Raw genomic sequence first — 25,945 nt, forward strand, 5'->3', positions numbered from 1 at the left:
TTACTCATCAAAAATACTATCTGTAACTACGTTATTAGGATCATCTTCAAAGATGCTCTTAAACTGTGATGTTTCTTCCTTCTCTTTTTCTGCATCTGGATCAGGAATACCCTTAATCTCTCTGAAAATCTTCATGAATTCCTTACCAGTAATTGTCTCGTTTTCAAAGAGATACTCAGAAATCTTATCAAGGCTTTCCATGTTATCTGAGAGAAGCTCCTTAGCCTTTGCATAGGCATCGGTAATCATCTTGAGAACTTCATCATCAATCTGAGCTGCAGTATTCTCACCGCAGATAAGAGATGCACGGCCATCCAGGTACTGGCTCTCAACTGTAGCTAGTCCCATCATGCCAAACTTCTCTGACATACCAAAACGAGTAACCATCGCTCTGGCAATCTTGGTAGCCTGCTCGATATCATTTGCTGCGCCTGATGTAAATGAACCAAACTTGATATCCTCAGCTGCTCTACCACCCATGTATGTAACAATCTTTGCAATGAGCTCGTCCTTTGTCTCAAGGAACTTCTCCTCCTCTGGAGTCTGAAGTGTGTAACCAAGAGCACCCATAGTACGTGGTACGATTGTAATCTTCTGAACTGGCTCAGCATCCTTCTGGAGTGCTGATACAAGTGCATGACCAACCTCGTGATAAGATACGATTCTACGTTCCTTCTCACTCATTGCTCTATCCTTCTTCTCCTTGCCACCTACAGCAACAAGCTCGAAGGCCTCAAATAAGTCTTTCTGATTAACGAACTTTCTCTTGTCCTTAACTGCAAGGATTGCAGCCTCGTTGATAATGTTAGCCAAATCTGAACCAACAAGTCCAACGGATGCAAGAGCAAGTGCATCCAAATCAACTGATTCGTCCATCTTAACATCCTTGGCATGAACCTTAAGGATTTCAAGACGTCCCTTCTGATCTGGACGGTCTACGATAATACGTCTGTCAAAACGTCCTGGACGAAGTAATGCTTTATCAAGTACCTCTGGACGGTTTGTAGCTGCAAGGATAAGAAGACCCTTGTTAGAATCAAATCCATCCATTTCTGAAAGGAGCTGATTAAGTGTCTGCTCACGCTCATCATTACCACCGCCATAATGAGCATCACGGCTCTTACCGATGGCATCAATCTCATCGATAAATACGATACAAGGTGCTACCTTCTGCGCCTCCTTGAAAAGATCACGCACACGTGATGCACCTACACCAACGAACATCTCTACGAAATCAGAACCTGCAAGTGAGAAGAATGGAACTCCCGCCTCACCAGCAACTGCCTTTGCAAGAAGAGTCTTACCTGTTCCAGGAGGGCCAACAAGAAGTGCACCCTTTGGAAGCTTGGCACCGATTTCTGTATATTTCTTAGGATTGTGGAGGAAATCAACCATTTCCTGAACTGATTCCTTAGCCTCATCCTGTCCAGCAACATCCTTGAAGGTGATGCCTGTAGCTTTTTCCATGTTATAAAGCTTGGCATTTGACTTGCCAACACCCATTGGGCCTGCACCCATTTTCTTCATAAGGTAGCCAAGGATTACCCAAAGCAATACCAATGGAAGAATAAAGGATAAGATATTGTAGATGATAGCTGCTGTGGAATCAGCAATTGTACCATCGATTTCAACATTATGCTTTTTTAAAAGTGGAAGAAGCTCATCATCCTTAATATAGGCTGTGTATAAGCTTGCCTTTGCGCTCTGGCCTGTAGCCTCGTAAAGCTGCTGAAGCTTTGCTGCATCTTCCTCTGAAACGCCGTAGGTCTCGCCCTTTTTAAGCTCAATGTTAATAACATCATCCTTAAAAGTGACGCTATCTACCTTATCGTCCTCAACCAGTGTCAAGAACTCTGTGTAAGTGATTTCCTGATTACCACCGGAACTTGAGCCCTTATACATCATGCTTGTAAAGAAAAGCGCTATAAGTACAAGAATTCCTAATGTATAAAAAGGCTGACGATTATTCTTTTTATCCCCACCATTTTGGTTGTTATTATTTTCGTTCACATCTGCCTCCGTGTCGTAATTAAATTTTGTACGATATTAATTTATCATATCTTGTGGCAAAAGTATCGAATTTAATACTTTTTTAATAGAATTAAAATAAAAAGCCCCCAGTTTAGACATAAACTGGAGGTCTCTAAGTCTTATTATCTTATTTCGAAAGGATTTCTGTATCATTAGTAAACTCTGTACCTGATACTTCTTCAAATTTATGAAGAAGATCTTCAATTGTAAGGTTCTTCTTTTCCTCACCGCTGATGTTGAGGATTACTCGACCTTCATTCATCATGATAAGTCGATTTCCGTAATTAATAGCATCACGCATGTTGTGTGTGACCATCATTGCTGTAAGGCCATGCTCTTTAATAAGCATATCAGTGATTTCAAGAACCTTTGATGCAGTTTTTGGATCAAGAGCTGCGGTGTGCTCATCAAGAAGTAGCACCTTTGGCTTTTGAAGTGTAGCCATCAAGAGTGTAAGAGCCTGACGCTGTCCGCCTGAAAGAAGTCCTACCTTTGCTGTAAGTCTATCCTCAAGGCCTAAGTCTAATTCCTTAAGCATTTCATGATAACGAGCACGCTCTGCACGTGTAACGCCCCAGCCAAGGCCTCTGCCTTTTCCACGGCGGGCTGCAAGAGCCATATTCTCGTCAATCTGCATGTTGGCTGCAGTTCCTGTCATTGGATCCTGGAAAACTCTTCCAAGATATTTTGCACGCTTATGTTCTGGAAGTCCTGTAACATCAATTCCATCAATAGTGATGCTTCCGCCATCTACAGGCCAAACGCCTGCAACTGCATTAAGGAATGTAGATTTTCCTGCACCATTACCACCGATTACAGTACAGAACTCTCCCTCCTCAAGATTAAGTGTGGCACCAGCCAATGCTATCTTTTCATTTATAGTGCCAGGATTGAAGGTCTTTTGTAAGTTAAAAGCATTAAGCATTTCCTTTACCTCCTCTTCTGGCAGCCTTTCTGAATGAGCTGTTCGCCTTATTTTTTAAATATGGTACTGCAAGGAATACCGCAACGATAATTGCTGTAAAGAGCTTCATATCGTTCGCTGGCATCTTGAGCCAAAGTACAATTGCAATAAATAAATAGTAGAGAATTCCACCAACAATAACGAATGCAAGCGTCAGTGCAAAATTAGACTTCTTTCTAAACAGCGCTGTACACAAAACGTCACCAATGATGATTGATGCAAGTCCGATAACGATAGCACCACGTCCCATGTTTACGTCAGCATTTCCGTTAAACTGTGCAAAAAGCGCTCCAGCGAATGCAACTAATGCATTCGAAATGATAAGTCCCAATGCTTTCATTACATTAACATTAATTCCCTGCGCCTTTGCCATGGCTGGATTTGTTCCTGTTGCTCGAAGAGCTGAACCCATCTCTGTACCGAAGAACCAGTACATGAGAGCAATGATAAAGGCAGCCATTACAATTACTGTAATAAGCGCGTCTGTCTTGTATCGAAGTGATACTGCTAAATTATATTTATCTACAGAAATAGGAGTGTTAGGCTGATTGTTAGCTATGCGAAGATTGATAGAATACAATGCAAGCTGTGTTAATATTCCCGCCAAAATATCCGGTATTCCAAGTACTGTATGAAGCACTCCGGTGATAAGACCTGCTGCTGCGCCTGCGATAAAGGCAAGCACAAGTGCAAGTACCCATGAGTGACCTGAAAGAATTACCATAGCAGCTACTGCGCCGCCCGTTGCAAATGAGCCATCCACTGACAAATCCGCAAAATTTAATAATTTGAATGTGATGAAGATACCAAGTGCCATAATTCCATAGATGATACCCTGAGCTACGGTACCTGGCATTCCTGCTATTAATGTTTCAATTCCCATTTTAAACTCCAAAGAGCAAGGCCAAAACTTCTGGCCTTGCCCGTATTAATAAATTTTATATTTTTAATACTTCTCTTTATTCCATTTCAATTTCTACATAGTCATCTGGAATTTCGATGCCAAGCTTATCAGCGATATTCTTGTTATATTCCTTTGTAAACTCTGTAGCATACTCAATATCATATGTGGCTGGATCTTTTCCGTTTGCTAAAATCTCGTAAGCCATGAGACCTGCATTATATCCGATGTCATAATATGAAATTGAAAGTGTAGCAATACCACAACCTTTACAGATTCCCTCCTCACCTGCGATGATAGGAATACCTGCTGTCAAAGCTACATTATTGATTGTCTCTGCTGCGTTTGCTGCTACGTTGTCTGTAGGAACATATAAAACGTCGCTTGAACCACATGCTGACTGTACAACTGTTGCAACGTCTGCAGAATCAGCAAAAGTGTAATCTGTTACGTTGTAACCGTACTCCTCTAAGTACTTTGTGATTTCCTTTGCCTGATATAAAGAGTTTTTCTCACCTGAGCAATAGATAAGACCAACTTCTTTTGCGTCTGGGAAAAGTGCATTTAACATCTCTGCCTGGCCATCAAGTGGTGCAAGATCAGATGTACCTGTTACGTTTACTCCAGTAGCGCCGCTCCAATTCTCGATATCAAGTGCTGAAGCATAATCTGTGATAGATGTGGCTACGATTGGAATAGAATTTGTAGCTGTAGCTGCAGCCTGTAACGCTGGTGTAGCATTTGCCATTATCAAATCTACATTATCAGATACAAAGGTATTGGCAATTGTAGCGCATGTAGCGTTATCTCCTGATGCGTTCTCGATTGTGACTGTTACCTTGTCACCTAACTTCTCAACTAAAGCATCCTGGAAGCCCTGAGTAGCTGCATCTAAAGCTGGATGCTGAACAAGCTGAATAACCCCTACATTATAAGTCTTTGAATCGTCTGTCGAATCAGCTGCTGCCTCTGTAGCAGCTTCTGCTGATGCGCTCTCAGCTTCTTTCTGAGCAGCAGAATCAGTTCCACAGGCCACCAAAGAAAGTGTCATTGTCATTACTGCAATCAGACTAACAATCTTCTTCATATTTTTCTCCTCCTTAGTATTCAATGTGTACACTTTAGCACTTTTAACGGCTAAAGTCAATTAGTCAAATTAAGGCTTTTGGAGGAAAATTATTTCTGTATTTAATACATCTTATCAAGCTTTTTACAGCACCAGTAGAATCCTGGGATAAGAAAGATATCTGCAAATAGCCATGCAATAGGGCTGGCCCATATTGCACCTGCATAACCTATCATTGGCACGAAAGTAAAGGCTACTAGAATTCTTGCAATCATTTCCATTACTCCAGAATATATAGCAAAGGTGGAGAATCCCATACCTTGAATTGCAAATCTAAATATATTAACTACGGCTAGTAAAGTGTAGGTAATGGCATTTGCTAACAGGAACATCATTGCCTGCTCAATTACTATATCTGTTGCCGTAAATAATCTAAGGATATATCTTCCTGAGAAGAATAAAATCACGAATATAATAACAGCATATATTGTTCCAAGAAGCTGTGCTGTCCAAACACCCCTTTTTACACGTTGTATATTCTTTGCGCCTACGTTCTGACCTGCATATGTGGCCATAGTACCGCCTAAAGCATCAAACGGACATACTACAAACATAGATACTTTTACACCTGCTGTCATGGATGCTACAGCAATTGTGCCAAGTCCGTTAACAGCTGTCTGAAGAATTACAGATCCAATGGCTGTAATGGAATATTGAAGTCCAAAGGGAATTCCCATGGAAATTAAAACCTGAGTATGATGCTTGCCAAGCACCATATCAGTTTTAGCCATCTTTAAAATAGGGAACTTCTTTCTCATATAGATAAGACAGCTTAGACCTGCAATAAGCTGTGATATAACTGTAGCCAAGGCTGGACCTTCCACATTCATTTTAAGGCCTAAAATAAAGGCAATATCAAGTACGATATTGATGCCTGCCGCCATAATAAGGAAATATGTAGGTGTCTTACTATCTCCTAATGAGCGCATTATACCTGCTGTTAAATTGTAAAGAAAAGTTACTGGAATACCAAAGAATATTATTGAAATATATGAATACGCTAAATCGATAATGTCATCAGGAGTCTGCATTATCGCTAATATTTGATAACAAAAGATTGAGACAATTATGGTGAGCATAAGAGAAAATATTACTGAAAGAATTATAGAATTACCTACAAACTTTCTCATAGAATCATAAGACTCTGCTCCAAAGCGCTGTGCAACTGGAATAGCAAAACCTGAACATACACCTATGCAGAATCCATTTATAAGAAAATTGATAGAGCCAGTGGAACCAACAGCAGCCAGTGCGCTATCGCCTAAGGTCTGTCCAACAATGATTGTGTCAACCAAGCTATACATTTGTTGAAATAATAAACCTGCCAACATAGGGATAGAAAATCCCAATATAAGAGTTAATGGATTTCCCTCAGTTAACTTTTTTGTAGAATCAGCTGCCATAGCATTCCCTCTTTTATCTATAGATTAATTAAATTTTGAAGACTATATGTGTTTTGCTCCATTTAATTGTTTATGCCTTCATAATACAATATCTAATTTTTATTTGATATGAATTTTTCCTAAAAAATGTGCAAAAAAATCCCAGAACAATATCTGTTCTGGGATTAATGAAAGTCTCAAATTATACTAACTCAAGAACAACTTCCATAGCTGCATCGCCCTTACGTGGTCCGATCTTAACGATACGTGTGTAACCACCCTTACGATCAACGTACTTTGGAGCGATCTCATCGAATACGAAGTTAGCCATGTCAACCTTGTGTGACTCTGACTTCTTAGCACCCTTAGCTGTTGGAGTGTAAAGAACCTGCATCATCTGACGACGAGCGTGAAGTCTTGAAGCTGAATCCTTCTTGATCTTCTTGTCTACTGTATCGTATACAGTAACCTTCTTGCCATCAACAACTTCCTTTACTCTCTTACCATCTTTATCCTTGCGAGCCACCTTAGCCTGAACTGTAACCTCTTCGAAGTTATCCTTTTCCTTGATACCAAGTGTAATGATGTGCTCTGCAATCTTCTTTACTTCCTTAGCCTTAGCCTCAGTTGTAACGATCTTTCCGTGATAAAGAAGCTCAGTTACCTGATTTCTTAAAAGTGCTTTTCTCTGTGAAGATGTTCTGCTTAACTTTCTGTACTTTGCCATTTCTTTTCTCCTTAAAACTGGCGTCACAGGTGCTCATCGGTCTTACCCCGTAACTCGATTAATGGAAAGGCATGCGCGAAAATGCTCATCGGTCTTATATTTCACGTATTATTTCCTGTTACTTAAATATCACTAAGCGAATTAGTCTTCAATTAATCTAAGTGAAAGACCAAGCTCGCTAAGCTTCTGCTCTACTTCTTCCATAGACTTGCGACCAAGGTTACGTACCTTCATCATATCATCAGGTGACTTGTCGCAAAGCTCTGCTACTGTGTTGATACCAGCTCTCTTTAAGCAGTTGTATGAACGAACTGAAAGCTCAAGTTCATCAATGCTCATCTCAAGAGTCTTACCTGTTGTATCATCAGGCTTGTCAGCGATAACACTGAGATCCTGAGCAGCCTCTGAAAGATTAACGAATAAGTTAAGGTGCTCACTGAGTACCTTTGCAGCCATAGATACGGCCTCATCAGGACCCATAGTACCATTTGTGTATACATCAAGTGTAAGCTTGTCATAATCTGTAACCTGGCCTACACGAGTGTCTTCAACTGTCATATTTACACGCTCTACTGGTGTGTAAATTGAGTCAACTGCAATCTTGCCGATTGGAGTATCTGGAGTCTTGTTCTTATCTGCTGAAATATAACCACGGTTCTTTGTAATTGTAAGCTCCATATAAAGCTTGCAATCATTGCCACCATTAAGGTGAGCAATTACAAGATCAGGGTTAATAATCTCGATATCAGAGTCAACCTGGATATCAGCAGCTGTTACTACTCCTTCTCCCTCGAACTCGATATATGCTGTCTTTGGCTCATCTGAACTACTATTATTTCTAATAGCAAGCTCCTTGATATTCATAACGATTTCTGTAACGTCTTCCTTAACGCCTGGGATGGCACTAAACTCATGAAGAACGCCCTCAATCTTAATCTGGCTAACTGCAGCTCCTGGCAGAGATGAAAGCATAATTCTACGAAGAGAATTGCCAAGTGTTATACCATAACCTCTCTCAAGAGGCTCTACAACGAATCTGCCGTATTTTTTGTCCTCAGAAATCTCAGCGATTTCAATATTTGGGTTTTCAAAATTTAACACTACATTGCCTCCTTAATATAGTTTGCTAGACTCTAAAAAACAGAATATTTTAAAAATATTCTGAATCTGCTTATGCCGTATAGAAAAATTTTAACAAATCGCACTTATACAAGCAAGCTTGTATAAGTGCTTTTTGTAATAATTTACTAAAATTTATTATTTTGAATATAACTCGACGATAAGCATCTCGTCTACAGGAACATCGATCTGCTCTCTGTTAGGAAGCTCCTTAACTGTACCCTTAAGGTTCTCAGCGTCAACGTCAACCCACTCAGGAACTGTTCTACCAGCTGTTACCTCAGTGATATCCTTGAATCTCTGAATGCTCTTTGACTTCTCGCGAACTTCGATAACATCTCCAGCCTTTACAAGGTATGAAGGGATGTTAACTGGCTTTCCGTTTACAAGGAACATCTTGTGATCAACAACCTGACGAGCTTCCTTTCTTGTACGTGCGAATCCCATACGGAATACTACGTTATCAAGACGGCTCTCAAGCATTGTCATAAGGTTCTCACCTGTCATGCCCTTCTGACGGTCTGCCTTCTCATAATAATTACGGAAAGGCTTCTCAAGTACGCCATAGATGAACTTAGCCTTCTGCTTCTCCTGAAGCTGAAGAGCGTACTCAGACTTCTTACCTCTTCCTCTATTCTTCTGTCTACGTGACTTTTTATCATATCCTAAAAATGTAGGATCTAAATCAAGAGATCTACATCTTTTAAGAACTGGTGTCTTATTAACTGCCATTAGATTTTCCTCCTAATTAGACTCTTCTACGCTTTGGTGGACGACATCCGTTGTGTGGAACTGGAGTAACATCCTTGATTGTAAGAACCTGAACGCCATTTGCATCGATTGCTCTGATTGCAGCTTCACGTCCTGAACCTGGTCCCTTAACGAATACATCTACACTCTTTAAACCGTGAACTAATGCAGCCTTAACTGCTGTCTCTGCTGCCATCTGTGCAGCATATGGAGTAGATTTTCTTGAACCTCTAAATCCTAGACCACCAGCACTTGCCCATGAAAGAGCGTTACCCTGAGCATCTGTAATAGTAACGATAGTGTTATTGAAAGATGCCTGAACATGTACCTGTCCGTGTTCAACGTTTTTCTTTACACGCTTTTTTGTTGTCTTCTTTGCAACTTTAGCCATAATTAAACTAACCTACTTTCTTTCTATTAAAATAATTACTTCTTCTTATTTGCTACTGTACGCTTTGGACCCTTACGAGTACGAGCGTTTGTCTTAGTCTTCTGTCCACGAACAGGAAGACCCTTTCTATGACGGATTCCTCTATAGCATCCGATTTCCTGAAGTCTCTTGATATCAAGGGCAACTTCTCTTCTAAGATCACCTTCTACAGTTAATGTCTCATCGATAACTGTGCTGATCTTCTTAACTTCTTCATCAGTTAAATCCTTAACACGTGTGTTAGGATCTACGCCAGCTGCCTCAAGAACTTTGTTTGAGCTTACTCTACCAATTCCGTAAATGTAAGTTAAACCAATTTCAATTCTCTTGTCTCTTGGTAAATCTACACCTGCAATACGAGCCATGTGTGTTTACACCTCCATAAATATTTCTACAATTAATAAGCGATATAAAATAATGCAGCTCCGAAAAATCGGCCTGAAATGTGTGCATATCCCATATCTTGTCCAAAGTGGCCCCGGTATGATGGGCCGTTTTATTATGAACAGCCTAAATTAGATACTCTTTAGGCTGCAGCCGCACATAATAAATGCATTACATAAACTAATCAGGAATTAACCCTGACGCTGCTTATGCTTTGGGTTTTCACAAATGATGCGAATGCTACCCTTTCTTTTGATGACCTTGCACTTCTCGCACATAGGCTTTACAGAAGATCTTACTTTCACGATTTTCCTCCTTTCCATGCCCTTTTTTCAAAGGTTGTGGTCAACTTTTATTTGAACATTCTAAAAACGTCCGCTTAATAGTATAGCGACCGTTTGTCAGTATGTCAATAACTTTTTTCAATAACTATTTGTTACTTATCTCTCCAAATAATTCTTCCTTTTGAAAGATCGTATGGACTCATTTCGATTGTAACCTTATCACCTGGTAAGATACGAATGTAATTCTGTCTTAACTTACCACTGATGTGAGCAAGAATCTGGTGACCATTCTCAAGCTCTACCTTAAACATAGCGTTTGGAAGTTTTTCAACAACAACTCCCTCTACTTCAATAACATCTGCCTTAGACATCTTGGTTCCTCCTATTATAAACCTTAAGAATTCTTTTAATAGTTATATCATCCAGCGCTTCTTTATCCTGGATTTCATCCAACACTTCTGATGGAATATTTTTTATAAGTTGTAAATGAATCTTTTTCTTTTTCTTAGGCTTTGCAATTGGCTTTGTTGTACCATTTGCAATCAAGTAAAAATCATCTGTTTCTTCAATAATAACAAACACCTGATTTCTATCATGACCTGCCTTTGATGTTGCAAGCATTAAATCCATTTATTTCCCTCCGGATTTGAAAGCTCTGTTGGAGTAAGTGTAAGAATCTCTGGAGCTCCATCTGTTATAACAATTGTATTTTCATAATGAGCTGATAAAGACTCATCCATTGTAACAACTGTCCACTCATCATCCATCCAAGCTACATCAGGACCACCTGCATTAATCATTGGTTCAACTGCAAGAGTCATACCCTTTAAAAGCTTAGGTCCTTTTCTAAATCTACGACGGAAGTTTGGAATCTCTGGAGCCTCATGTAAGGAACGACCAATACCATGGCCAACCAAATCTCTGACAACTCCATATCCAAAGCTCTCGGCATAATCGCCAATCGCTCCGGAAATATCATAAAGATGATTTCCAGCTGTAGCAAATTTCATTCCCTGAAAGAAAGACTGTCGTGTTCTTTCTATAAGAAGTCTTGCTTCTTCGCTAATCTCTCCGACACCAACTGTACGAGCTGCATCTGAGTGATAGCCTTTATACAAAACTCCTGTGTCCAAACTAACAATATCACCATTTACTAAAATGTGATCTGCTGTTGGTATGCCATGAACCACTTCATCATTAACAGAAACACAAACGCTTCCTGGATAGCCATATAAGCCCTTGAAGTTTGGCTCGCAGCCATAACTTCTAATGACTTCCTCACCCAGTCTATCTACATCTAAAGTAGACATACCTTCATGAATCTCTTTTGCAAGAGTCTCATGAACCTGAGCAAGAATCTTTCCAGCTTCTCTCATTAATTGAATTTCTTCTTCAGTTTTAATAGTTATAACTTCCGACATCTTAAGCTCCTAAAATAGCTGTGATATCCTCAAAAACTTTTTCCATTGGCTGTGTACCATCAACAGACTTAAGAATACCCTTACCATTATAGTAATCAATAAGTGGCTGTGTCTGATCATGATATACATCAAGTCTCTTCTTAACTGTCTCAGGCTTGTCATCTTCTCTAAGTACAAGCTCGTTACCACAAGTATCGCAAATTCCTTCCTTCTTAGGTGGAATAGAAACGATGTGATATGTAGCACCACAGTTAAGGCAAGCTCTACGCCCTGACATTCTGTTGATGATGTTCTCATCTGGAACGTCTACATCGATTGCGAAGTCCATTGACTGGCCAATCTTTGTAAGAGCTGCGTCAAGAGCCTCTGCCTGAGGAATTGTTCTTGGGAATCCATCTAATACAAATCCATTTTTTGCATCATCCTGTGCAATACGGTCCATAACAAGATCACATGTAAGTTCATCTGGAACAAGCAAACCCTGATCCATGTATTCCTTTGCCTTCTTGCCAAGTTCTGTACCGTTTTTAATGTTAGCACGGAATATATCACCTGTCGAAATGTGAGGAATAGAATACTTAGAGGCAATCTGCTTTGCCTGTGTTCCTTTGCCTGCACCAGGTGCACCTAACATAATAATCTTCATTTTTATAAAAACCTCCTGCATAGTAGATTGTCATATAAATTTTTCTCTTAAAAACACCTTAAGAGATACGTGAAAATCACGTATCTCCCTCGGTATCTTAATGACGATTAGTCATTTAAAAATCCTTTGTAATTACGAACCATCATCTGTGATTCAACCTGCTTAAGTGTCTCAACGATAACACCAACAATAATGATGATTGATGTTCCACCAAATGAAACGCTAGCGCCAAGTAAACCATTAAAGATGAGTGGTAGGATAGCTACGATTGAAAGGCCAATAGCACCAATGAAAATGATGTGCTTCAGAATGCTTGTTAAGTAATCTGAAGTTGGCTTTCCTGGTCTAATACCAGGGATAAATCCGCCTGAACGCTTAAGATTCTCAGCAATCTCAAGTGGATTGAATGTAATCTCTGTGTAGAAATAAGCAAATCCAATGATGAGAAGTACATAAACAACTGCACCAATTGTATTTACCCAATTTCCTGGGTTAAACCAGTTAGACTGATTCATAGCATTTAATACTTTACCCCAGAATCCCTGAACGCCGTTCTTATCGAAAAGCTGAACAAGCATTATTGGAGTCTGTAACAGGGACTGTGCGAAGATAACTGGGATAACACCTGCTGTATTAACCTTCATAGGAATTACAGATGAATTTCCGCCAACCTGTCTTCTACCCTGAATTTTATTGGAATACTGTACTGGGATACGTCTTTCTGCGCTCTGTAAAATAACAACAAATACTACAAGTGCAACGATGATTGCTGCAATAATAATTCCAGCAAGAGTTGCCTTTGGTACTGTCTTACCCTTCATGAACTGCTCATAAAGCTTTGTTAAATCAGATGGGATACGGCTGATAATGTTAATAGTAAGAACTATTGAAATACCATTTCCGATTCCTCTTTCTGTAATTCTCTCACCAATCCACATAAGGACTGCAGAACCTGCTGTAAGAGAAGCTACAACTAAAATAACATATAATGGATTATAAGCTACAAGGTATCCGCTTCTTCCAAAACCAATTGCCATAGCAATAGATTCCCCCAGTGCTAAGCCGATTGTAAGATAACGTGTAATCTGAGTCATCTTCTTTCGACCAGCTTCACCATCTCGCTGCATCTCTTCTAATTTAGGAAATGCAATTGTAAGCAACTGCATAATAATTGAAGAGGTAATGTATGGTGTAATGTTCAGTGCAAATACTGACATTGCTGAAAAAGAACCACCAGTGATTGAATCGAAGAAATTCAATGCACTGTCACTATCCGCGAAGAGACTGCTAAAGGCACTGCCGTTGATGCCAGGCACTGGAAGCAAGCTTCCAAGCCTAACAACAATAAGCATTAAAAATGTAAAACCAATTCGTCTTCTTAAATCTTTAATTTTAAAAGCATCGCGTAGTGTTTGAAGCATATTAGATCACCTCTACAGTTCCGCCTAAAGCTTCAATCTTTTCCTTTGCACTTGCGCTAAATCCGTTAGCCTTAACGTTGAGCTTCTTTGTAAGCTCGCCGCCACCAAGGATTTTAACGCCATCGCGAGGGTTCTTAATGATACCGCTCTCGATAAGTGTCTCAACAGTTACAGTAGCACCATTATCAAATCTCTCTAAATAAGAAACATTGATACCAACGATTTCCTTTGTATTTCTGTTCTTGAAACCACGCTTAGGAAGACGTCTGTATAAAGGCATCTGTCCACCTTCGAATCCAAGTCTAATGCTTCCGCCAGAACGAGCCTTCTGTCCCTTATGACCCTTACCAGCAGTCTTGCCATTTCCTGAACCGTGTCCACGGCCTCTTCTGAAATTATCGCTATGCTTTGAGCCTTCTGCTGGCTGTAAGTTAGATAAATCCATTATGGCACCTCCTTCTATTAAATTTCTTCAACTTTTACTAAGTGATTGACCATTCTAAGCATTCCGCGAACGCTGTCGTTGTCAGGAAGCTCAACAGTCTTATTGACCTTTCTAAGGCCAAGTGCTTCTACAGTCTTCTTGTTCTTTGGAACAGCACCGATTGTAGACTTTACGAGTGTTACTCTTAACTTCTTCTCTGCCATTTTAACTTTCCTCCTTAAGCAAGAATGTCTTCAACCTTCTTGCCACGAGCCTTAGCTACTTCCTCAGGTGACTTAAGAAGTCTAAGTCCTTCGATAGTAGCAAGAACAACGTTCTGCTTATTTGATGATCCAAGTGACTTTGTACGGATGTTTCCGATACCTGCAAGCTCACATACGGCACGTGCTGGACCACCAGCGATGATACCAGTACCTTCTGGAGCCTTCTTAAGAAGGACAGAAGCACCTGTGTGCTTACCCTGAATGTCATGTGTAATACTGTGGTTGTCATCAAGCTTAACTGTGATGAGCTTCTTCATTGCATCTTCCTTACCCTTGCGGATAGCTTCAGGAATTTCAGCTGCCTTGCCAAGTCCAGCGCCAACGTGTCCGTTCTTATCGCCTACTACAACAAGAGCTGTGAAACGCATGTTACGTCCACCCTTAACAACCTTTGTTACACGCTTAATTTCTACAACCTGCTCAGTTAACTCTAACTGGCTAGCGTCAATGATTTCACGTTTCATGTGTTCTCCTCCTAGAATTCTAATCCAGCTTCTCTAGCTGCGTCTGCAAGAGCTGCAACCTTGCCGGCATAAATGTAACCACCTCTGTCGAATACGACTTCCTTGATTCCCTTTTCCTGTGCCTTCTTTGCAATAACTGTACCAAGCTTTGAAGCAGCTTCTACGTTATTTGTCTTTGCAAGATCTGCCTTAACGTCTGCGTCAAGAGTAGATGCTGAAACGAGTGTATTTCCACATGTATCATCGATAACCTGAACATACATGTGATTGTTGCTTCTGAACACTGCTAAACGTGGTCTTTCTGCAGTACCGGCTAGAGTGTTACGAAGTCTTCTATGCTTTGTCTGGCGAACTACTGATCTAGATTTCTTACTTACCATTTTACATTCACTCCTTTACTATTTCTTACCGGTCTTACCGACTTTACGTCTAATAACTTCATCAGAGTACTTAATACCCTTACCCTTGTATGGCTCAGGTCTTCTCTTATCTCTGATGTTGGCAGCGTACTGACCAACCTTTTCCTTGTCGATACCCTTGATGATAATTTTATTTCCGTCAACAGTTGACTCGATACCCTCTGGATCTTCCATCTCAACTGGGTGTGAGTAACCAAGGTTAAGAGTAAGCTTCTTACCAGCCTTTGATGCTCTGTAACCTACACCGTTAACCTCAAGAGTCTTCTCATAGCCATCAGTAACACCAACAACCATGTTGTTGATAAGTGTTCTTGTAAGACCATGTAAAGACTTCATCTTCTTTAAATCATTAGGTCTAGTAACAACAACTTCTGCACCCTCAAGCTTAATATCCATCTCTGATGGAAGTGTTCTCTCAAGAGTACCCTTAGGACCTTTTACAGTCACATGATTATTTTCTGCAATCTCAACTGTAACACCAGCTGGAACTGCGATTGGCATTCTTCCTATACGTGACATGCCCGTACCTCCTTAAATATGTGTTAGCAATAAGAAATCTCCCCATAAATGGGTCCCCTCTTAATGCACTGTATGTCCGGCTTCTGTAACCGGGTTATACTTTTTGGTAATTAGTTACTTATTGTTTGGAATTGATTACCAAACGTATGCAAGAACTTCGCCACCAACCTGAAGCTTACGAGCTTCCTTATCTGTGATGATGCCCTTGTTTGTTGAAAGGATAGCGATACCAAGACCACCTAAAACGTATGGGATATCGTCCTTACCAGCGTAAATACGAAGACCTGGCTTAGAGATTCTCTTAATACCAGAAATGATCTTCTCGTTCTTGTTTGCACCGTACTTTAATGTAACACGGATATCCTTGAAGTTACCATTATCAACGATGTCGTACTTTGTGATAAATCCTTCATCTACAAGAATGTCTGCAATTGCAAGCTTCATCTTTGATGCAGGAATATCTACTGTATCATGTTTTGCAGTATTTGCATTACGGATTCTTGTAAGCATATCTGCTATTGGATCACTCATATTCATGATGCAATTTCCTCCTAATTTTCAATCTGTGCTCGTTATCTTACCATGAAGCTTTCTTAACGCCTGGGATCTGACCCTTGTAAGCTAACTCACGGAAACATACTCTACAAATACCATACTTTCTAAGGTATGCATGTGGACGACCGCAGATTTTGCAGCGGCTATATTCCTGTGTAGAGAACTTAGCTGCGCGCTGCTGCTTTACTTTCATTGACTTCTTTGCCATAACTTTCCTCCTATGCTTCCTTAGCGAAAGGCATGTTGAATAAACGAAGTAATTCTCTTGCCTCTTCATCTGTCTTAGCTGTAGTTACGAAGATGATATCCATACCACGAGTCTTGTCGATCTTATCGTACTCGATCTCTGGGAAGATAATCTGCTCCTTGATACCAAGTGCATAGTTACCTCTACCATCGAAGGAATTAGGATTTACACCTCTAAAGTCACGTACACGTGGGAGTGCAAGATTGATGAGACGATCTGCGAACTCATACATCTTCTCTCCACGAAGTGTAGTCTTACATCCGATTGCCATACCTTCACGAATCTTGAAGTTAGCAACAGAATTCTTAGCCTTTGTTGTAACAGCTTTCTGGCCTGTAATCTTTTCCATATCATTAACTGCAGACTCAAGAAGCTTTGCGTTGTCCTTTGCTTCGCCAACACCCATGTTGACAACGATCTTTTCGATCTTAGGAACTTCCATAATATTCTTGTATCCAAACTTCTCTACCATTGCTGGTACGATCTCATTAAGATACTGATCTTTTAATCTACTCAACGAACTGTTCTCCTTTCTTCAATTAGTCAATCACTTCGCCAGTCTTCTTAGCGAAACGGACTTTCTTATCTCCGTCCATCTTGAAGCCAACGCGTGTAGGCTGACCGTTATGAAGTAACATAACATTTGAAGCATCGATAGGAGCTTCCTGCTCGATGATACCGCCTGCCTGGTTAGCCATGCTAGGCTTAACATGACGCTTAACCATGTTAACACCTTCAACTGTAACGGTGTTATTCTTCTTATCTACTGCGATAACCTTACCTTCGTTGTTTACATCGCCACCTGCGATGACACGAACTGTATCGCCCTTTTTAATTTTCATTGTTGCCATTCGTTCTTCCTCCTACAATACTTCTGGAGCGAGAGAAACAATCTTCATGAACTGCTTCTCACGAAGCTCTCTAGCTACAGGTCCAAAAATACGAGTTCCTCTTGGAGTCTTGTCATCTTTGATGATGACTGCAGCATTTTCATCAAACTTGATATAAGAACCATCTTTACGACGGGCACCCTTTACTGAACGAACAACTACTGCCTTAACAACGTCACCCTTCTTAACAACGCCACCTGGTGTTGCATCTTTAACGGTAGCAGTAATTACGTCGCCAATGTTGGCATATCTTCTTGTAGATCCACCCATAACACGGATAACAAGGATTTCCTTGGCACCTGTATTATCAGCTACCTTTAATCTACTTTCCTGTTGTACCATTATAGTAGCCTCCTTTAATTATTTTGCTCTCTCGATTACTTCAACGAGTCTCCATCTCTTATCCTTAGAGAGTGGTCTTGTCTCCATAACCTTTACTGTATCACCGATGTGAGCATCGCCGTTCTCATCGTGTGCCTTAAGCTTATATGTCTTCTTAACGATCTTGTTGTAAAGTGGATGCTTTACATTGTCACGGATTGCAACAACGATTGTCTTATCCATCTTGTCGCTTACAACAACACCTGTACGTGTTTTTCTTAAGTTTCTTTCCACGTTTTTGATCTCCTTTCAAATAATTAAGATTCTAAACTAATTATGCGTTCTTCTCAGCTTCTGTGATAACAGTCTGAATACGAGCGATGTTACGACGAACTTCGCGAATTCTTGCTGTGTTATCTAACTGGTTTGTAGCATTCTGGAATCTTAAGTTGAAAAGTTCTTTCTTAGCTTCTACGAGCTGAGCATTAAGCTCTGCTACTGAAGTGTTCTTTAAATCTTCTACGTACTTTGTATTCTTCATTATGCTTCACCGCCTTCTAAATCCTCACGGGAAACTATCTTGCACTTGCAAGGAAGTTTATGTGTAGCGAGACGAAGTGCTTCTCTAGCAACTTCCTCAGATACTCCTGAGATCTCGAATAATACACGGCCCGGCTTAACAACAGCTACCCAATATTCAAGTGTACCCTTTCCTGAACCCATTCGAGTTTCAGCAGGCTTAGCTGTAACTGGCTTGTCTGGGAAAATCTTAATCCAAACCTTACCACCACGCTTAATGTAACGTGTCATAGCGATACGAGCTGCCTCGATCTGGTTAGACTTGATCCAAGCTGGCTCCATTGCAACGATACCATACTCACCGTATGCAATCTTATTTCCTCTTGAAGCTTTTCCAGCCATGTTTCCACGGAACTGCTTTCTATGCTTCGCTCTCTTTGGCATTAACATATTATTCGGCTCCTCCTTCCACATTCTTCTTCTTTGGAAGTACTTCACCCTTATAGATCCATACCTTTACACCAACCTTACCATAAGTAGTGTCAGCCTCAGCGAATCCATAATCAATATCAGCACGAAGTGTCTGAAGTGGAATAGTACCTTCATTGTAAGACTCTGAACGAGCCATATCAGCACCACCAAGACGTCCTGAACAGCTTGTCTTGATACCCTTGATACCTGTCTTCATAGCGCGACCCATGCAAGACTTCATAGCTCTACGGAATGATACACGGTTCTCAAGCTGACCAGCGATGTTCTCTGCAACGAGCTGTGCATCGCGATCTGGTCTCTTGATCTCCTTGATATCAACTACAAGCTTATCGCTTGTCTGCTTCTGGAGCTCACTCTTAATCTTGTCGATCTCAGCGCCGCCCTTACCGATAACAACGCCTGGCTTTGCTGTGTAAACAGTAACCTTTACTCTACCAGCAGCACGCTCGATTTCAATCTTTGAAACGCCTGCAGCGTAAAGCTTCTTCTTAAGAAATTTTCTGATATTATAGTCTTCAACTAAGTAGTCTGAGAAGTTCTCGCCCTCAGCATACCACTTAGAATCCCAGTCCTTAATAACACCGACTCTTAAGCCATGAGGATTAACTTTCTGTCCCATGTTTTGCCTCCTTAATTTTTCTGATCAAGCACGATTGTAAGGTGGCTCATTCTCTTCTCGATTCTGTAAGCTCTACCCTGTGCTCTTGGTCTAATTCTCTTCATTGTAGGTCCCTTGTTTGCATAGCACTCAGCTACTACAAGGTCCTTACGATCTAAGCCGTTATTGTTCTCAGCGTTTGCAATAGCAGACTTAAGTAATTTCTCTATAACACTTGAAGCGTATCTTGGATTGTACATTACGATAGCAAGAGCTGTATCAACATCCTTACCACGAATGGCATCAAGTACGAAACAAGCCTTCTGAACTGACATTCTAGCATAAGATAACTTTGCTGAAGGTCTTGTATCCTTTACATCGTTTCTCTCACGTTTAATTTGAGATCTATGTCCCTTAGCCATGATTAAAACTCCTTTCCTCTAATTAGCGTACCTTTGACTTCTTCTCGTCCTTACCGTGACCTCTGTAGGTTCTAGTAGCAACGAACTCACCAAGCTTGTGTCCAACCATGTCTTCTGTAACATATACTGGAACATGCTTTCTTCCGTCATGTACTGCAATTGTATGTCCAACCATCTGTGGGAAGATTGTAGAACGACGTGACCATGTCTTGATAACTGACTTGTCGCCGTTTGCGTTCATAGCGTCAACCTTCTTTAATAAGCTTGCATCAGCAAATGGTCCTTTTTTTAATGAACGTGCCATGTGTATCCTCCTTATTTGATTGCTCTACCATCGCGTCTTCTTACGATGAGCTTGTTAGACTGCTTGTGCTTCTTTCTTGTCTTGAGACCAAGAGCTGGCTTGCCCCAAGGTGTGCATGGACCTGGACGTCCGATAGGAGCGCGGCCCTCACCACCACCGTGTGGATGGTCATTAGGGTTCATAACAGAACCACGAACTGTAGGTCTGATACCCATGTGTCTCTTACGACCAGCTTTACCGATCTTAACAAGGTTGTGATCACCGTTACCGATTACACCGATAGATGCGCGGCAGTTAAGAGGTACCATTCTCATTTCGCCTGAAGGAAGACGAAGAGTTGCATACTTTCCTTCCTTAGCCATGAGCTGAGCTGAGTTACCAGCTGAACGAACGAGCTGTCCGCCACGACCTGGATAAAGCTCAATATTGTGAATAAGAGTACCAACTGGAATCTTCTCAAGTGGTAAGCAGTTACCAACTCTAACTTCAGCGTCAGCACCGTTCATAACTGTCATGCCGTCTGTAAGACCAGCTGGAGCAAGGATGTAAGCCTTCTCGCCGTCTGCATAGCAGATAAGAGCGATGTTAGCTGTTCTGTTTGGATCGTACTCGATACCGATAACCTTTGCAGGAATTCCATCCTTATTTCTCTTGAAATCGATAAGTCTATATTTCTGTCTATTACCGCCACCGTGGTGTCTTACGGTAATCTTACCCTGATTGTTACGACCAGCGTGCTTCTTAAGTGAAACAGTAAGTGACTTCTCTGGAGAGTTCTTTGTGATCTCTGAGAAATCTGAACCAGTCATATTTCTTCTCGAAGGTGTATATGGGTTATATGTCTTAATTCCCATTTTGATTCTCCTTTCAAAAACTCGTTTATTGTCGTGCTCGACTGCACATAAAATTAATTAACTCTTGTCTATAAAAGACCTAAATCTTAAAGACCTGAGAAAATCTCAATATCTTTGCTATCAGCTGTAAGCTGTACGATAGCCTTCTTTGTCTTTGCTGTCTTTCCGTATGTCATTCCACGTCTCTTTGTCTTGCCATCAGCGTTCATTGTGTTAACTGATGCAACCTTTACTCCGTCGAACATCTTCTCAACAGCTTCCTTAATCATAGTCTTGTTAGCTTCTGGATGAACAAGGAATGTATACTTCTTCTCAGCCATTGCGTTCATAGACTTCTCTGTGATTACAGGCTTAAGGATTACGTCATAGTACTGTACGTTTGCCATTATGCATACACCTCCTGAATCTGATCAACAGCAGCCTTTGTTACTACTACTGTGTTGTACTTAAGGATGTCATATACGTTGATTGTGTTTGTAAGAGCTGTCTTAACTGTAGGAATGTTCTTTGCAGACATAACTACGTTCTGATCGTTTGTATCAAGAACTACGAGAGCCTTCTCAACGTTAAGGTTTGTAAGAACCTTTGCGAAATCCTTTGTCTTAATAGAATCAAGCTTAAGCTCGTCAACAACGATGAACTTGTTCTCGTTAACAACTGAAGTAAGTGCAGACTTAAGAGCTGCTCTCTTCTCCTTCTTGTTAAGCTTGAATGAATAATCTCTTGGAGTTGGTGCGAATACTACGCCACCACCTGTCCACTGTGGAGATCTTGTAGAACCCTGTCTTGCATGACCTGTTCCCTTCTGTCTCCAAGGTTTTCTACCACCACCAGAAACCTCAGAACGAGTCTTAGCCTTCTGTGTTCCCTGACGGTTATTTGCAAGCTGCTGGACAACTGCCATGTGCACTAAGTGCTCATTGATCTCAACTGCGAAGATGCTATCGTTAAGATCCATGCTGCCAACTTTTTTGCCTTCCATATTAAATACGGATACTTTAGCCATTGCTAAGTTCCTCCTTTCCTATCGTAAGATTACTTTCCTGCTTTAACTGACTCTTTGATTGTTACAAGAGACTTCTTTGGTCCTGGAACAGCACCCTTTACTAAAAGCAGATTGTTTTCAACGTCAACACGTACAATCTCAAGATTCTGGATTGTAACTCTTGTTCCGCCCATCTGACCAGGCATACCCTTGCCCTTGAATACACGGCTAGGTGATGAACATGCACCGTTTGAACCCTGGTGTCTGTGGAACTTAGAACCATGAGCCATAGGTCCTCTGTGCTGACCTAATCTCTTGATAGCACCCTGGAATCCCTTGCCCTTTGATGTTGCTGTAGCGTCAACCTTGTCGCCAGCCTCAAAGATATCAGCCTTGATTTCCTGAGCGAGTGCGTAATCTGCACAATTATCAAATCTGAACTCTCTAACAAATCTCTTTGGCTCAACACCAGCCTTATCGAAGTGACCCTTCTCTGGCTTGTTTACGCCATTGCGATGAATGATTTCTTTGCGTCCGTTAGCATCCTTATTGACAAGCTTAACCTTCTTGTCAACAAAGCCAACCTGAACTGCATCGTAACCGTCGTTCTCTACTGTCTTGATCTGTGTAACAACACATGGACCAGCAGAAAGTACAGTTACAGGAATAAGCTCGCCGCCTTCATTGAAGACCTGAGTCATTCCGACCTTTGTAGCTAAAATAGCTTTCTTCATTTTTCTTACCTCCATTTTCTACAGCGGAACGCTTCTTGCCCAACTTATTTATCGGGGTAGCGGAACCGTTCATCCTAGAACAGTATCATATAAGTGGAACCAGATAAGAATTCTGAGTTGCTTCTATATAAAACCATCTTGGATGTTAACTAAAATTGGTTGAACTCAATTACTTGTTCTTGATGCTGATCTCAACACCTGCTGGCATCTCCAACTTAGAAAGTGCCTCAACAGTCTTCTGTGTTGGGTCGATGACATCAATCAATCTCTTATGAGTTCTCTGCTCGAACTGCTCACGAGAGTCCTTGTACTTATGTACAGCTCTAAGAATTGTAACAACTTCCTTCTTTGTTGGAAGAGGTACTGGACCACTAACCTGTGCTCCGTTCTTCTTAACAGTCTCGATGATTTTCTTGGCAGATGAATCTACTAACTCATGATCATAAGCCTTGAGTGTGATTCTCATAACTTGATTTGCCATAAAAAAAGTCTCCTCCTTTTTCGTTTTTTCTGACTTCTGAAAAATCGAACAAGTGGCGACTGTACACTTACCCGTGTGTATCATGGTTTAAAACTCAAAGTTCGAACCAAGTTCTCACACGTCGTCTCCGCGAATGCGGACGGTTTTCTGTTGTACAGTGACTTGTCGTCAGTTTCCTAACTTGACATTCGCTCCACGGAAAACCAACCTGAGTAACTAGGTTGCAACCTCACGCTTCATAGCTATCATGTCACAGCAAGTTATAATATACACGCGAACAGGGATATATGCAAGAAAAAGATAAAAATAATTGTATTTTATTAAGTACAATTTTAAGAACTACTAAATCTAGTGGTTAAATTGAATTTTTTGAACTAGAAGTCATTGAACATTGACAATCTTTAAGTATAATAGTCAAGGCAACTAGTTATGTCAAGACTACATATTATATATAGAAAGAACAGGTATAAAAATGCAACCAGCAAATAATTGGAAAGATTACGAAATAATAGATTGTAGCTCTGGCGAGAAGCTTGAGCGCTGGGGAGACTACGTTCTTCTTCGTCCAGATCCACAGGTTATCTGGAACACAAAGAAAAGCTCTCCTTATTATAAGAAGCTAAACGCTCATTATCATCGTTCAAACAAGGGCGGCGGTGAGTGGGAATTCTTTGACCTTCCAGAGCAGTGGACTATCAGCTACCCTATCTGCGATAAGAAGCTTACATTTAATTTGAAGCCTTTCGCTTTTAAGCACACAGGTCTTTTCCCAGAGCAGGCTGTTAACTGGGATTGGTTTTCTTCTATTATAAATAAGGAAATAAAAGAGAAGAATCGTCCAGTTAAGGTTCTTAACCTCTTCGCCTACACAGGCGGTGCCACACTTGCAGCTGCTGCAGCTGGCGCTCAGGTTACTCATGTAGATGCTTCAAAGGGTATGGTTCAGTGGGCAAAAGAAAATGCAGCTTCATCTAGTCTTTCTGATGCACCTATCAGATGGCTTGTCGACGACTGCCGTAAGTTTGTTGAGAGAGAGATTCGTCGCGGAAATAAATACGACGGTATCATTATGGATCCTCCTTCATATGGAAGAGGTTCTAAGAATGAGGTTTGGAAGATTGAAGATGATATCTTCCCATTCATCCAGCTTTGCGAAGAGATACTTGCAGATGATGCTCTTTTCTTCCTCGTTAACTCATACACAACTGGTCTTCAGCCAGCAGTTCTTAATTACATGATTAGCACTGCTCTTCTTAAGAATCATCCTGGAGAAGTTACTGCTGATGAGATTGGACTTCCTGTTACTGAATCTGGTCTTGTACTTCCATGTGGAGCCAGCGGTAGATGGGTAAGAAAATAATAATAAATAGGAACAACAAATGATTACATATTATATAGAAGAAATACTATAATTATGTCTATCATTTATTTAGAAGGAAAATAATTTTATGAATCAATCGACAGCAATGAATCCACTTGGTACAGAGCCAGTTGGAACACTACTTAGAAAATTTGCAATACCTAGCATCATCGCCATGCTTGTAGGTTCACTCTACAACATGGTAGATCAGCTTTTCATCGGAAACTTTGTAGGACCTCTCGGAAATGGTGCTACAAACATCCAGTTCCCACTTTCAATACTTAATGTATCAATTGCTCTACTCTGTGGTATCGGTGCAGCTTCTACCTTCAACCTTGCAATGGGTCGTGGCGAGACAGAGAAAGCTGGCTATTATATAGGAAATGCTGTTTCACTTATGCTTATTGGTGGACTTGCTCTTTCCATTATTACAGAGCTTTTCCTTGAGCCAATTCTTTTAGGATGTGGTGCTACTGAAAACATTCTTCCATATGCTATGGAATATTCCAGAATCTGTGCTATTGGATACCCACTATTCATATTATCTGCCGGTGGTGCTCACATTGTAAGAGCTGACGGTAGCCCAAACATGACAATGGCAATCAACATGACTGGTGCCATCATCAACACCGTTTTAGATTTCCTTTTTGTAGCTGTATTTAAATGGGGTATGACTGGTGCTGCTGTTGCCACAATTATCGGACAGTGCATTTCCGGTATCATGGTGCTTGTTTACCTTACAAAATTTAAGACAGTCAAGCTTCACAAGGAACACTTCATTCCTAACCCAGCAATGATTGCAGCTGTCACCTCACTTGGTACTGCTCCATTTATCAATCAGATTGCTATGATGCTTGTTCAGATTACAATGAACCATGTAATGGGTCACTATGGTGCACAGTCAATCTATGGTTCAGATATTCCAATTACTTGCGCAGGAATCATTTCAAAGGTTAACGGAATCTGTTTCTCCTTTGTTATTGGTATTTCACAGGGCTTACAGCCAATCATCAGCTTTAACTATGGTGCAAAGCAGTATAAGCGAGTTAAAGATGCTCTTATACTTGCTTTAAAATTGGCTGCCTGTATCACCTTCACAAGCTGGGCATGCTTCCAGTTATTCCCACGCCAGATTGTTTCAATCTTCGGTTCAGGTGATGAGTTATACTTCCAGTTCTGTGAGAAGTACTTCAGAATTTTCCTCTTTGGAATTTGCAGTGCCTTCTTACAGCCTATTTCATCAAACTTCTTTACATCAATTGGAAAGCCATACAAAGGAATCTTCATGTCACTTACAAGACAGGTACTTTTCCTTGCACCACTTATCATCTTCTTACCTATGATATTTGGATTCAATGGAGTTCTTTACGCTGGACCAATCGCAGATGTATTATCCTTTACAATTTGTTTGATTCTTGTTAAGAAGGAATTTAATCATCCAGAATTTAAGAATATATAAAAAATAAGCCAATACTCCAAGTTTTACA

The 25,945-nt window shown here is 40.7% G+C and carries 39 protein-coding genes; 2 read left to right on the plus strand and 37 right to left on the minus strand.

All coding sequences use genetic code 11. The features are described 5' to 3' along the window. The 37 genes from ftsH to rpsJ form a co-directional block, all read right to left on the minus strand. Nucleotides 1-2,010, minus strand: a complete 2,010-nt coding sequence (ftsH, locus tag BMZ41_RS11245; protein ID WP_090169240.1) for an ATP-dependent zinc metalloprotease FtsH — start codon at nt 2,008-2,010, stop codon at nt 1-3. 148 nt (nt 2,011-2,158) lie between these two features. After that, on the minus strand, nt 2,159-2,956 hold the full coding sequence (locus tag BMZ41_RS11250) for an ABC transporter ATP-binding protein (protein WP_090169238.1): 798 nt from the start codon (nt 2,954-2,956) through the stop codon (nt 2,159-2,161). Next, entirely contained in the window at nt 2,949-3,878 is a 930-nt protein-coding gene (locus BMZ41_RS11255; protein WP_090169236.1) for an ABC transporter permease, read from the minus strand. The genes BMZ41_RS11250 and BMZ41_RS11255 overlap by 8 nt, the downstream gene beginning before the upstream one ends. Before the next feature lie 76 nt (nt 3,879-3,954). Then, nucleotides 3,955-4,983 carry an ABC transporter substrate-binding protein gene (locus BMZ41_RS11260; RefSeq protein ID WP_090529707.1) on the minus strand — a complete coding sequence of 343 codons (1,029 nt, stop codon included), beginning with the start codon at nt 4,981-4,983 and terminating at the stop codon, nt 3,955-3,957. 101 nt (nt 4,984-5,084) lie between these two features. After that, nucleotides 5,085-6,425, minus strand: coding sequence for an MATE family efflux transporter (locus BMZ41_RS11265; protein ID WP_090529711.1), 1,341 nt, complete (start codon nt 6,423-6,425; stop codon nt 5,085-5,087). A gap of 181 nt (nt 6,426-6,606) precedes the next feature. Further along, nucleotides 6,607-7,131: a bL17 family ribosomal protein gene (locus BMZ41_RS11270; RefSeq protein WP_090169231.1), complete on the minus strand. Its 525-nt coding sequence runs from the start codon at nt 7,129-7,131 to the stop codon at nt 6,607-6,609. A gap of 141 nt (nt 7,132-7,272) precedes the next feature. Continuing rightward, complete coding sequence (locus tag BMZ41_RS11275; protein ID WP_072914929.1) at nt 7,273-8,232, minus strand: DNA-directed RNA polymerase subunit alpha; 960 nt, start codon at nt 8,230-8,232, stop codon at nt 7,273-7,275. A gap of 156 nt (nt 8,233-8,388) precedes the next feature. Further along, on the minus strand, nt 8,389-8,982 hold the full coding sequence (rpsD, locus tag BMZ41_RS11280) for a 30S ribosomal protein S4 (RefSeq protein WP_028248319.1): 594 nt from the start codon (nt 8,980-8,982) through the stop codon (nt 8,389-8,391). A 16-nt stretch (nt 8,983-8,998) separates the two neighbouring features. Further along, nucleotides 8,999-9,391, minus strand: coding sequence for a 30S ribosomal protein S11 (gene rpsK, locus BMZ41_RS11285; protein ID WP_015548335.1), 393 nt, complete (start codon nt 9,389-9,391; stop codon nt 8,999-9,001). Nucleotides 9,392-9,426: 35 nt separating this feature from the next. Next, entirely contained in the window at nt 9,427-9,795 is a 369-nt protein-coding gene (rpsM, locus tag BMZ41_RS11290; protein WP_028234412.1) for a 30S ribosomal protein S13, read from the minus strand. 210 nt (nt 9,796-10,005) lie between these two features. Beyond that, nucleotides 10,006-10,119: a 50S ribosomal protein L36 gene (gene rpmJ, locus BMZ41_RS11295; protein WP_004604068.1), complete on the minus strand. Its 114-nt coding sequence runs from the start codon at nt 10,117-10,119 to the stop codon at nt 10,006-10,008. A 131-nt stretch (nt 10,120-10,250) separates the two neighbouring features. Continuing rightward, nucleotides 10,251-10,469 carry a translation initiation factor IF-1 gene (gene infA / locus BMZ41_RS11300; protein WP_015548337.1) on the minus strand — a complete coding sequence of 73 codons (219 nt, stop codon included), beginning with the start codon at nt 10,467-10,469 and terminating at the stop codon, nt 10,251-10,253. Beyond that, nucleotides 10,462-10,728 (minus strand): KOW domain-containing RNA-binding protein, encoded by a 267-nt coding sequence (locus BMZ41_RS11305; RefSeq protein ID WP_090169229.1) that lies wholly within the window; start codon nt 10,726-10,728, stop codon nt 10,462-10,464. The genes infA and BMZ41_RS11305 overlap by 8 nt, the downstream gene beginning before the upstream one ends. Beyond that, the gene (map, locus tag BMZ41_RS11310) at nt 10,719-11,519 is read right to left on the minus strand and encodes a type I methionyl aminopeptidase (RefSeq protein ID WP_090169227.1); all 801 of its coding nucleotides are present in this window, start codon (nt 11,517-11,519) and stop codon (nt 10,719-10,721) included. The genes BMZ41_RS11305 and map overlap by 10 nt, the downstream gene beginning before the upstream one ends. Nucleotide 11,520: 1 nt before the next feature. Further along, complete coding sequence (locus BMZ41_RS11315; RefSeq protein WP_090169224.1) at nt 11,521-12,165, minus strand: adenylate kinase; 645 nt, start codon at nt 12,163-12,165, stop codon at nt 11,521-11,523. A gap of 107 nt (nt 12,166-12,272) precedes the next feature. Next, the gene (gene secY / locus BMZ41_RS11320; protein ID WP_090169221.1) at nt 12,273-13,586 is read right to left on the minus strand and encodes a preprotein translocase subunit SecY; all 1,314 of its coding nucleotides are present in this window, start codon (nt 13,584-13,586) and stop codon (nt 12,273-12,275) included. 1 nt (nt 13,587) lies between these two features. Next, nucleotides 13,588-14,031 carry a 50S ribosomal protein L15 gene (gene rplO, locus BMZ41_RS11325; RefSeq protein ID WP_090169219.1) on the minus strand — a complete coding sequence of 148 codons (444 nt, stop codon included), beginning with the start codon at nt 14,029-14,031 and terminating at the stop codon, nt 13,588-13,590. 17 nt (nt 14,032-14,048) lie between these two features. Further along, nucleotides 14,049-14,234: a 50S ribosomal protein L30 gene (gene rpmD / locus BMZ41_RS11330; protein ID WP_015548343.1), complete on the minus strand. Its 186-nt coding sequence runs from the start codon at nt 14,232-14,234 to the stop codon at nt 14,049-14,051. A 14-nt stretch (nt 14,235-14,248) separates the two neighbouring features. After that, entirely contained in the window at nt 14,249-14,758 is a 510-nt protein-coding gene (rpsE, locus tag BMZ41_RS11335; protein WP_090169217.1) for a 30S ribosomal protein S5, read from the minus strand. Between the two features lie 11 nt (nt 14,759-14,769). Further along, nucleotides 14,770-15,138, minus strand: coding sequence for a 50S ribosomal protein L18 (gene rplR, locus BMZ41_RS11340; protein ID WP_015548345.1), 369 nt, complete (start codon nt 15,136-15,138; stop codon nt 14,770-14,772). Nucleotides 15,139-15,156: 18 nt separating this feature from the next. Further along, on the minus strand, nt 15,157-15,696 hold the full coding sequence (gene rplF / locus BMZ41_RS11345) for a 50S ribosomal protein L6 (protein ID WP_015548346.1): 540 nt from the start codon (nt 15,694-15,696) through the stop codon (nt 15,157-15,159). A 135-nt stretch (nt 15,697-15,831) separates the two neighbouring features. Continuing rightward, the gene (gene rpsH / locus BMZ41_RS11350; protein WP_015548347.1) at nt 15,832-16,233 is read right to left on the minus strand and encodes a 30S ribosomal protein S8; all 402 of its coding nucleotides are present in this window, start codon (nt 16,231-16,233) and stop codon (nt 15,832-15,834) included. A 40-nt stretch (nt 16,234-16,273) separates the two neighbouring features. After that, complete coding sequence (locus BMZ41_RS11355) at nt 16,274-16,459, minus strand: type Z 30S ribosomal protein S14 (RefSeq protein ID WP_015548348.1); 186 nt, start codon at nt 16,457-16,459, stop codon at nt 16,274-16,276. 10 nt (nt 16,460-16,469) lie between these two features. Further along, a complete protein-coding gene (gene rplE / locus BMZ41_RS11360) occupies nt 16,470-17,015 on the minus strand; it encodes a 50S ribosomal protein L5 (RefSeq protein ID WP_028234422.1) in 546 nt (181 codons plus the stop codon). Between the two features lie 22 nt (nt 17,016-17,037). Next, nucleotides 17,038-17,349 carry a 50S ribosomal protein L24 gene (gene rplX, locus BMZ41_RS11365; RefSeq protein WP_015548349.1) on the minus strand — a complete coding sequence of 104 codons (312 nt, stop codon included), beginning with the start codon at nt 17,347-17,349 and terminating at the stop codon, nt 17,038-17,040. Nucleotides 17,350-17,361: 12 nt separating this feature from the next. Further along, entirely contained in the window at nt 17,362-17,730 is a 369-nt protein-coding gene (gene rplN / locus BMZ41_RS11370; protein WP_015548350.1) for a 50S ribosomal protein L14, read from the minus strand. 18 nt (nt 17,731-17,748) lie between these two features. After that, entirely contained in the window at nt 17,749-18,003 is a 255-nt protein-coding gene (gene rpsQ / locus BMZ41_RS11375; RefSeq protein ID WP_028234423.1) for a 30S ribosomal protein S17, read from the minus strand. A gap of 40 nt (nt 18,004-18,043) precedes the next feature. Further along, nucleotides 18,044-18,250, minus strand: coding sequence for a 50S ribosomal protein L29 (gene rpmC / locus BMZ41_RS11380; RefSeq protein ID WP_015548351.1), 207 nt, complete (start codon nt 18,248-18,250; stop codon nt 18,044-18,046). Next, on the minus strand, nt 18,250-18,678 hold the full coding sequence (gene rplP / locus BMZ41_RS11385) for a 50S ribosomal protein L16 (RefSeq protein WP_015548352.1): 429 nt from the start codon (nt 18,676-18,678) through the stop codon (nt 18,250-18,252). The genes rpmC and rplP overlap by 1 nt, the downstream gene beginning before the upstream one ends. 1 nt (nt 18,679) lies before the next feature. Beyond that, a complete protein-coding gene (gene rpsC / locus BMZ41_RS11390; RefSeq protein ID WP_072914965.1) occupies nt 18,680-19,339 on the minus strand; it encodes a 30S ribosomal protein S3 in 660 nt (219 codons plus the stop codon). Between the two features lie 11 nt (nt 19,340-19,350). Next, entirely contained in the window at nt 19,351-19,740 is a 390-nt protein-coding gene (gene rplV / locus BMZ41_RS11395) for a 50S ribosomal protein L22 (RefSeq protein WP_015548354.1), read from the minus strand. Nucleotides 19,741-19,762: 22 nt separating this feature from the next. Then, nucleotides 19,763-20,044 carry a 30S ribosomal protein S19 gene (gene rpsS, locus BMZ41_RS11400; protein WP_028242197.1) on the minus strand — a complete coding sequence of 94 codons (282 nt, stop codon included), beginning with the start codon at nt 20,042-20,044 and terminating at the stop codon, nt 19,763-19,765. Between the two features lie 11 nt (nt 20,045-20,055). After that, complete coding sequence (gene rplB / locus BMZ41_RS11405; protein WP_015548356.1) at nt 20,056-20,898, minus strand: 50S ribosomal protein L2; 843 nt, start codon at nt 20,896-20,898, stop codon at nt 20,056-20,058. An 86-nt stretch (nt 20,899-20,984) separates the two neighbouring features. Further along, nucleotides 20,985-21,284, minus strand: coding sequence for a 50S ribosomal protein L23 (gene rplW / locus BMZ41_RS11410; RefSeq protein ID WP_028248325.1), 300 nt, complete (start codon nt 21,282-21,284; stop codon nt 20,985-20,987). Further along, nucleotides 21,284-21,904: a 50S ribosomal protein L4 gene (rplD, locus tag BMZ41_RS11415; protein WP_090529714.1), complete on the minus strand. Its 621-nt coding sequence runs from the start codon at nt 21,902-21,904 to the stop codon at nt 21,284-21,286. Before rplD ends, rplW begins: the two co-directional genes overlap by 1 nt. Before the next feature lie 29 nt (nt 21,905-21,933). After that, entirely contained in the window at nt 21,934-22,617 is a 684-nt protein-coding gene (rplC, locus tag BMZ41_RS11420) for a 50S ribosomal protein L3 (protein ID WP_015548359.1), read from the minus strand. Nucleotides 22,618-22,786: 169 nt separating this feature from the next. Continuing rightward, on the minus strand, nt 22,787-23,098 hold the full coding sequence (gene rpsJ, locus BMZ41_RS11425) for a 30S ribosomal protein S10 (RefSeq protein WP_015548360.1): 312 nt from the start codon (nt 23,096-23,098) through the stop codon (nt 22,787-22,789). Between the two features lie 472 nt (nt 23,099-23,570). Between rpsJ and BMZ41_RS11430 the strand changes: the two genes are divergently transcribed. Next, nucleotides 23,571-24,458, plus strand: coding sequence for a class I SAM-dependent methyltransferase (locus BMZ41_RS11430; protein ID WP_090529717.1), 888 nt, complete (start codon nt 23,571-23,573; stop codon nt 24,456-24,458). A gap of 88 nt (nt 24,459-24,546) precedes the next feature. Further along, complete coding sequence (locus tag BMZ41_RS11435) at nt 24,547-25,917, plus strand: MATE family efflux transporter (protein ID WP_090169211.1); 1,371 nt, start codon at nt 24,547-24,549, stop codon at nt 25,915-25,917. The last annotated feature ends 28 nt before the right edge of the window (nt 25,918-25,945 follow it).

It is taken from the genome of Pseudobutyrivibrio sp. UC1225 (assembly GCF_900115215.1).
Lineage (GTDB): Bacteria > Bacillota > Clostridia > Lachnospirales > Lachnospiraceae > Pseudobutyrivibrio.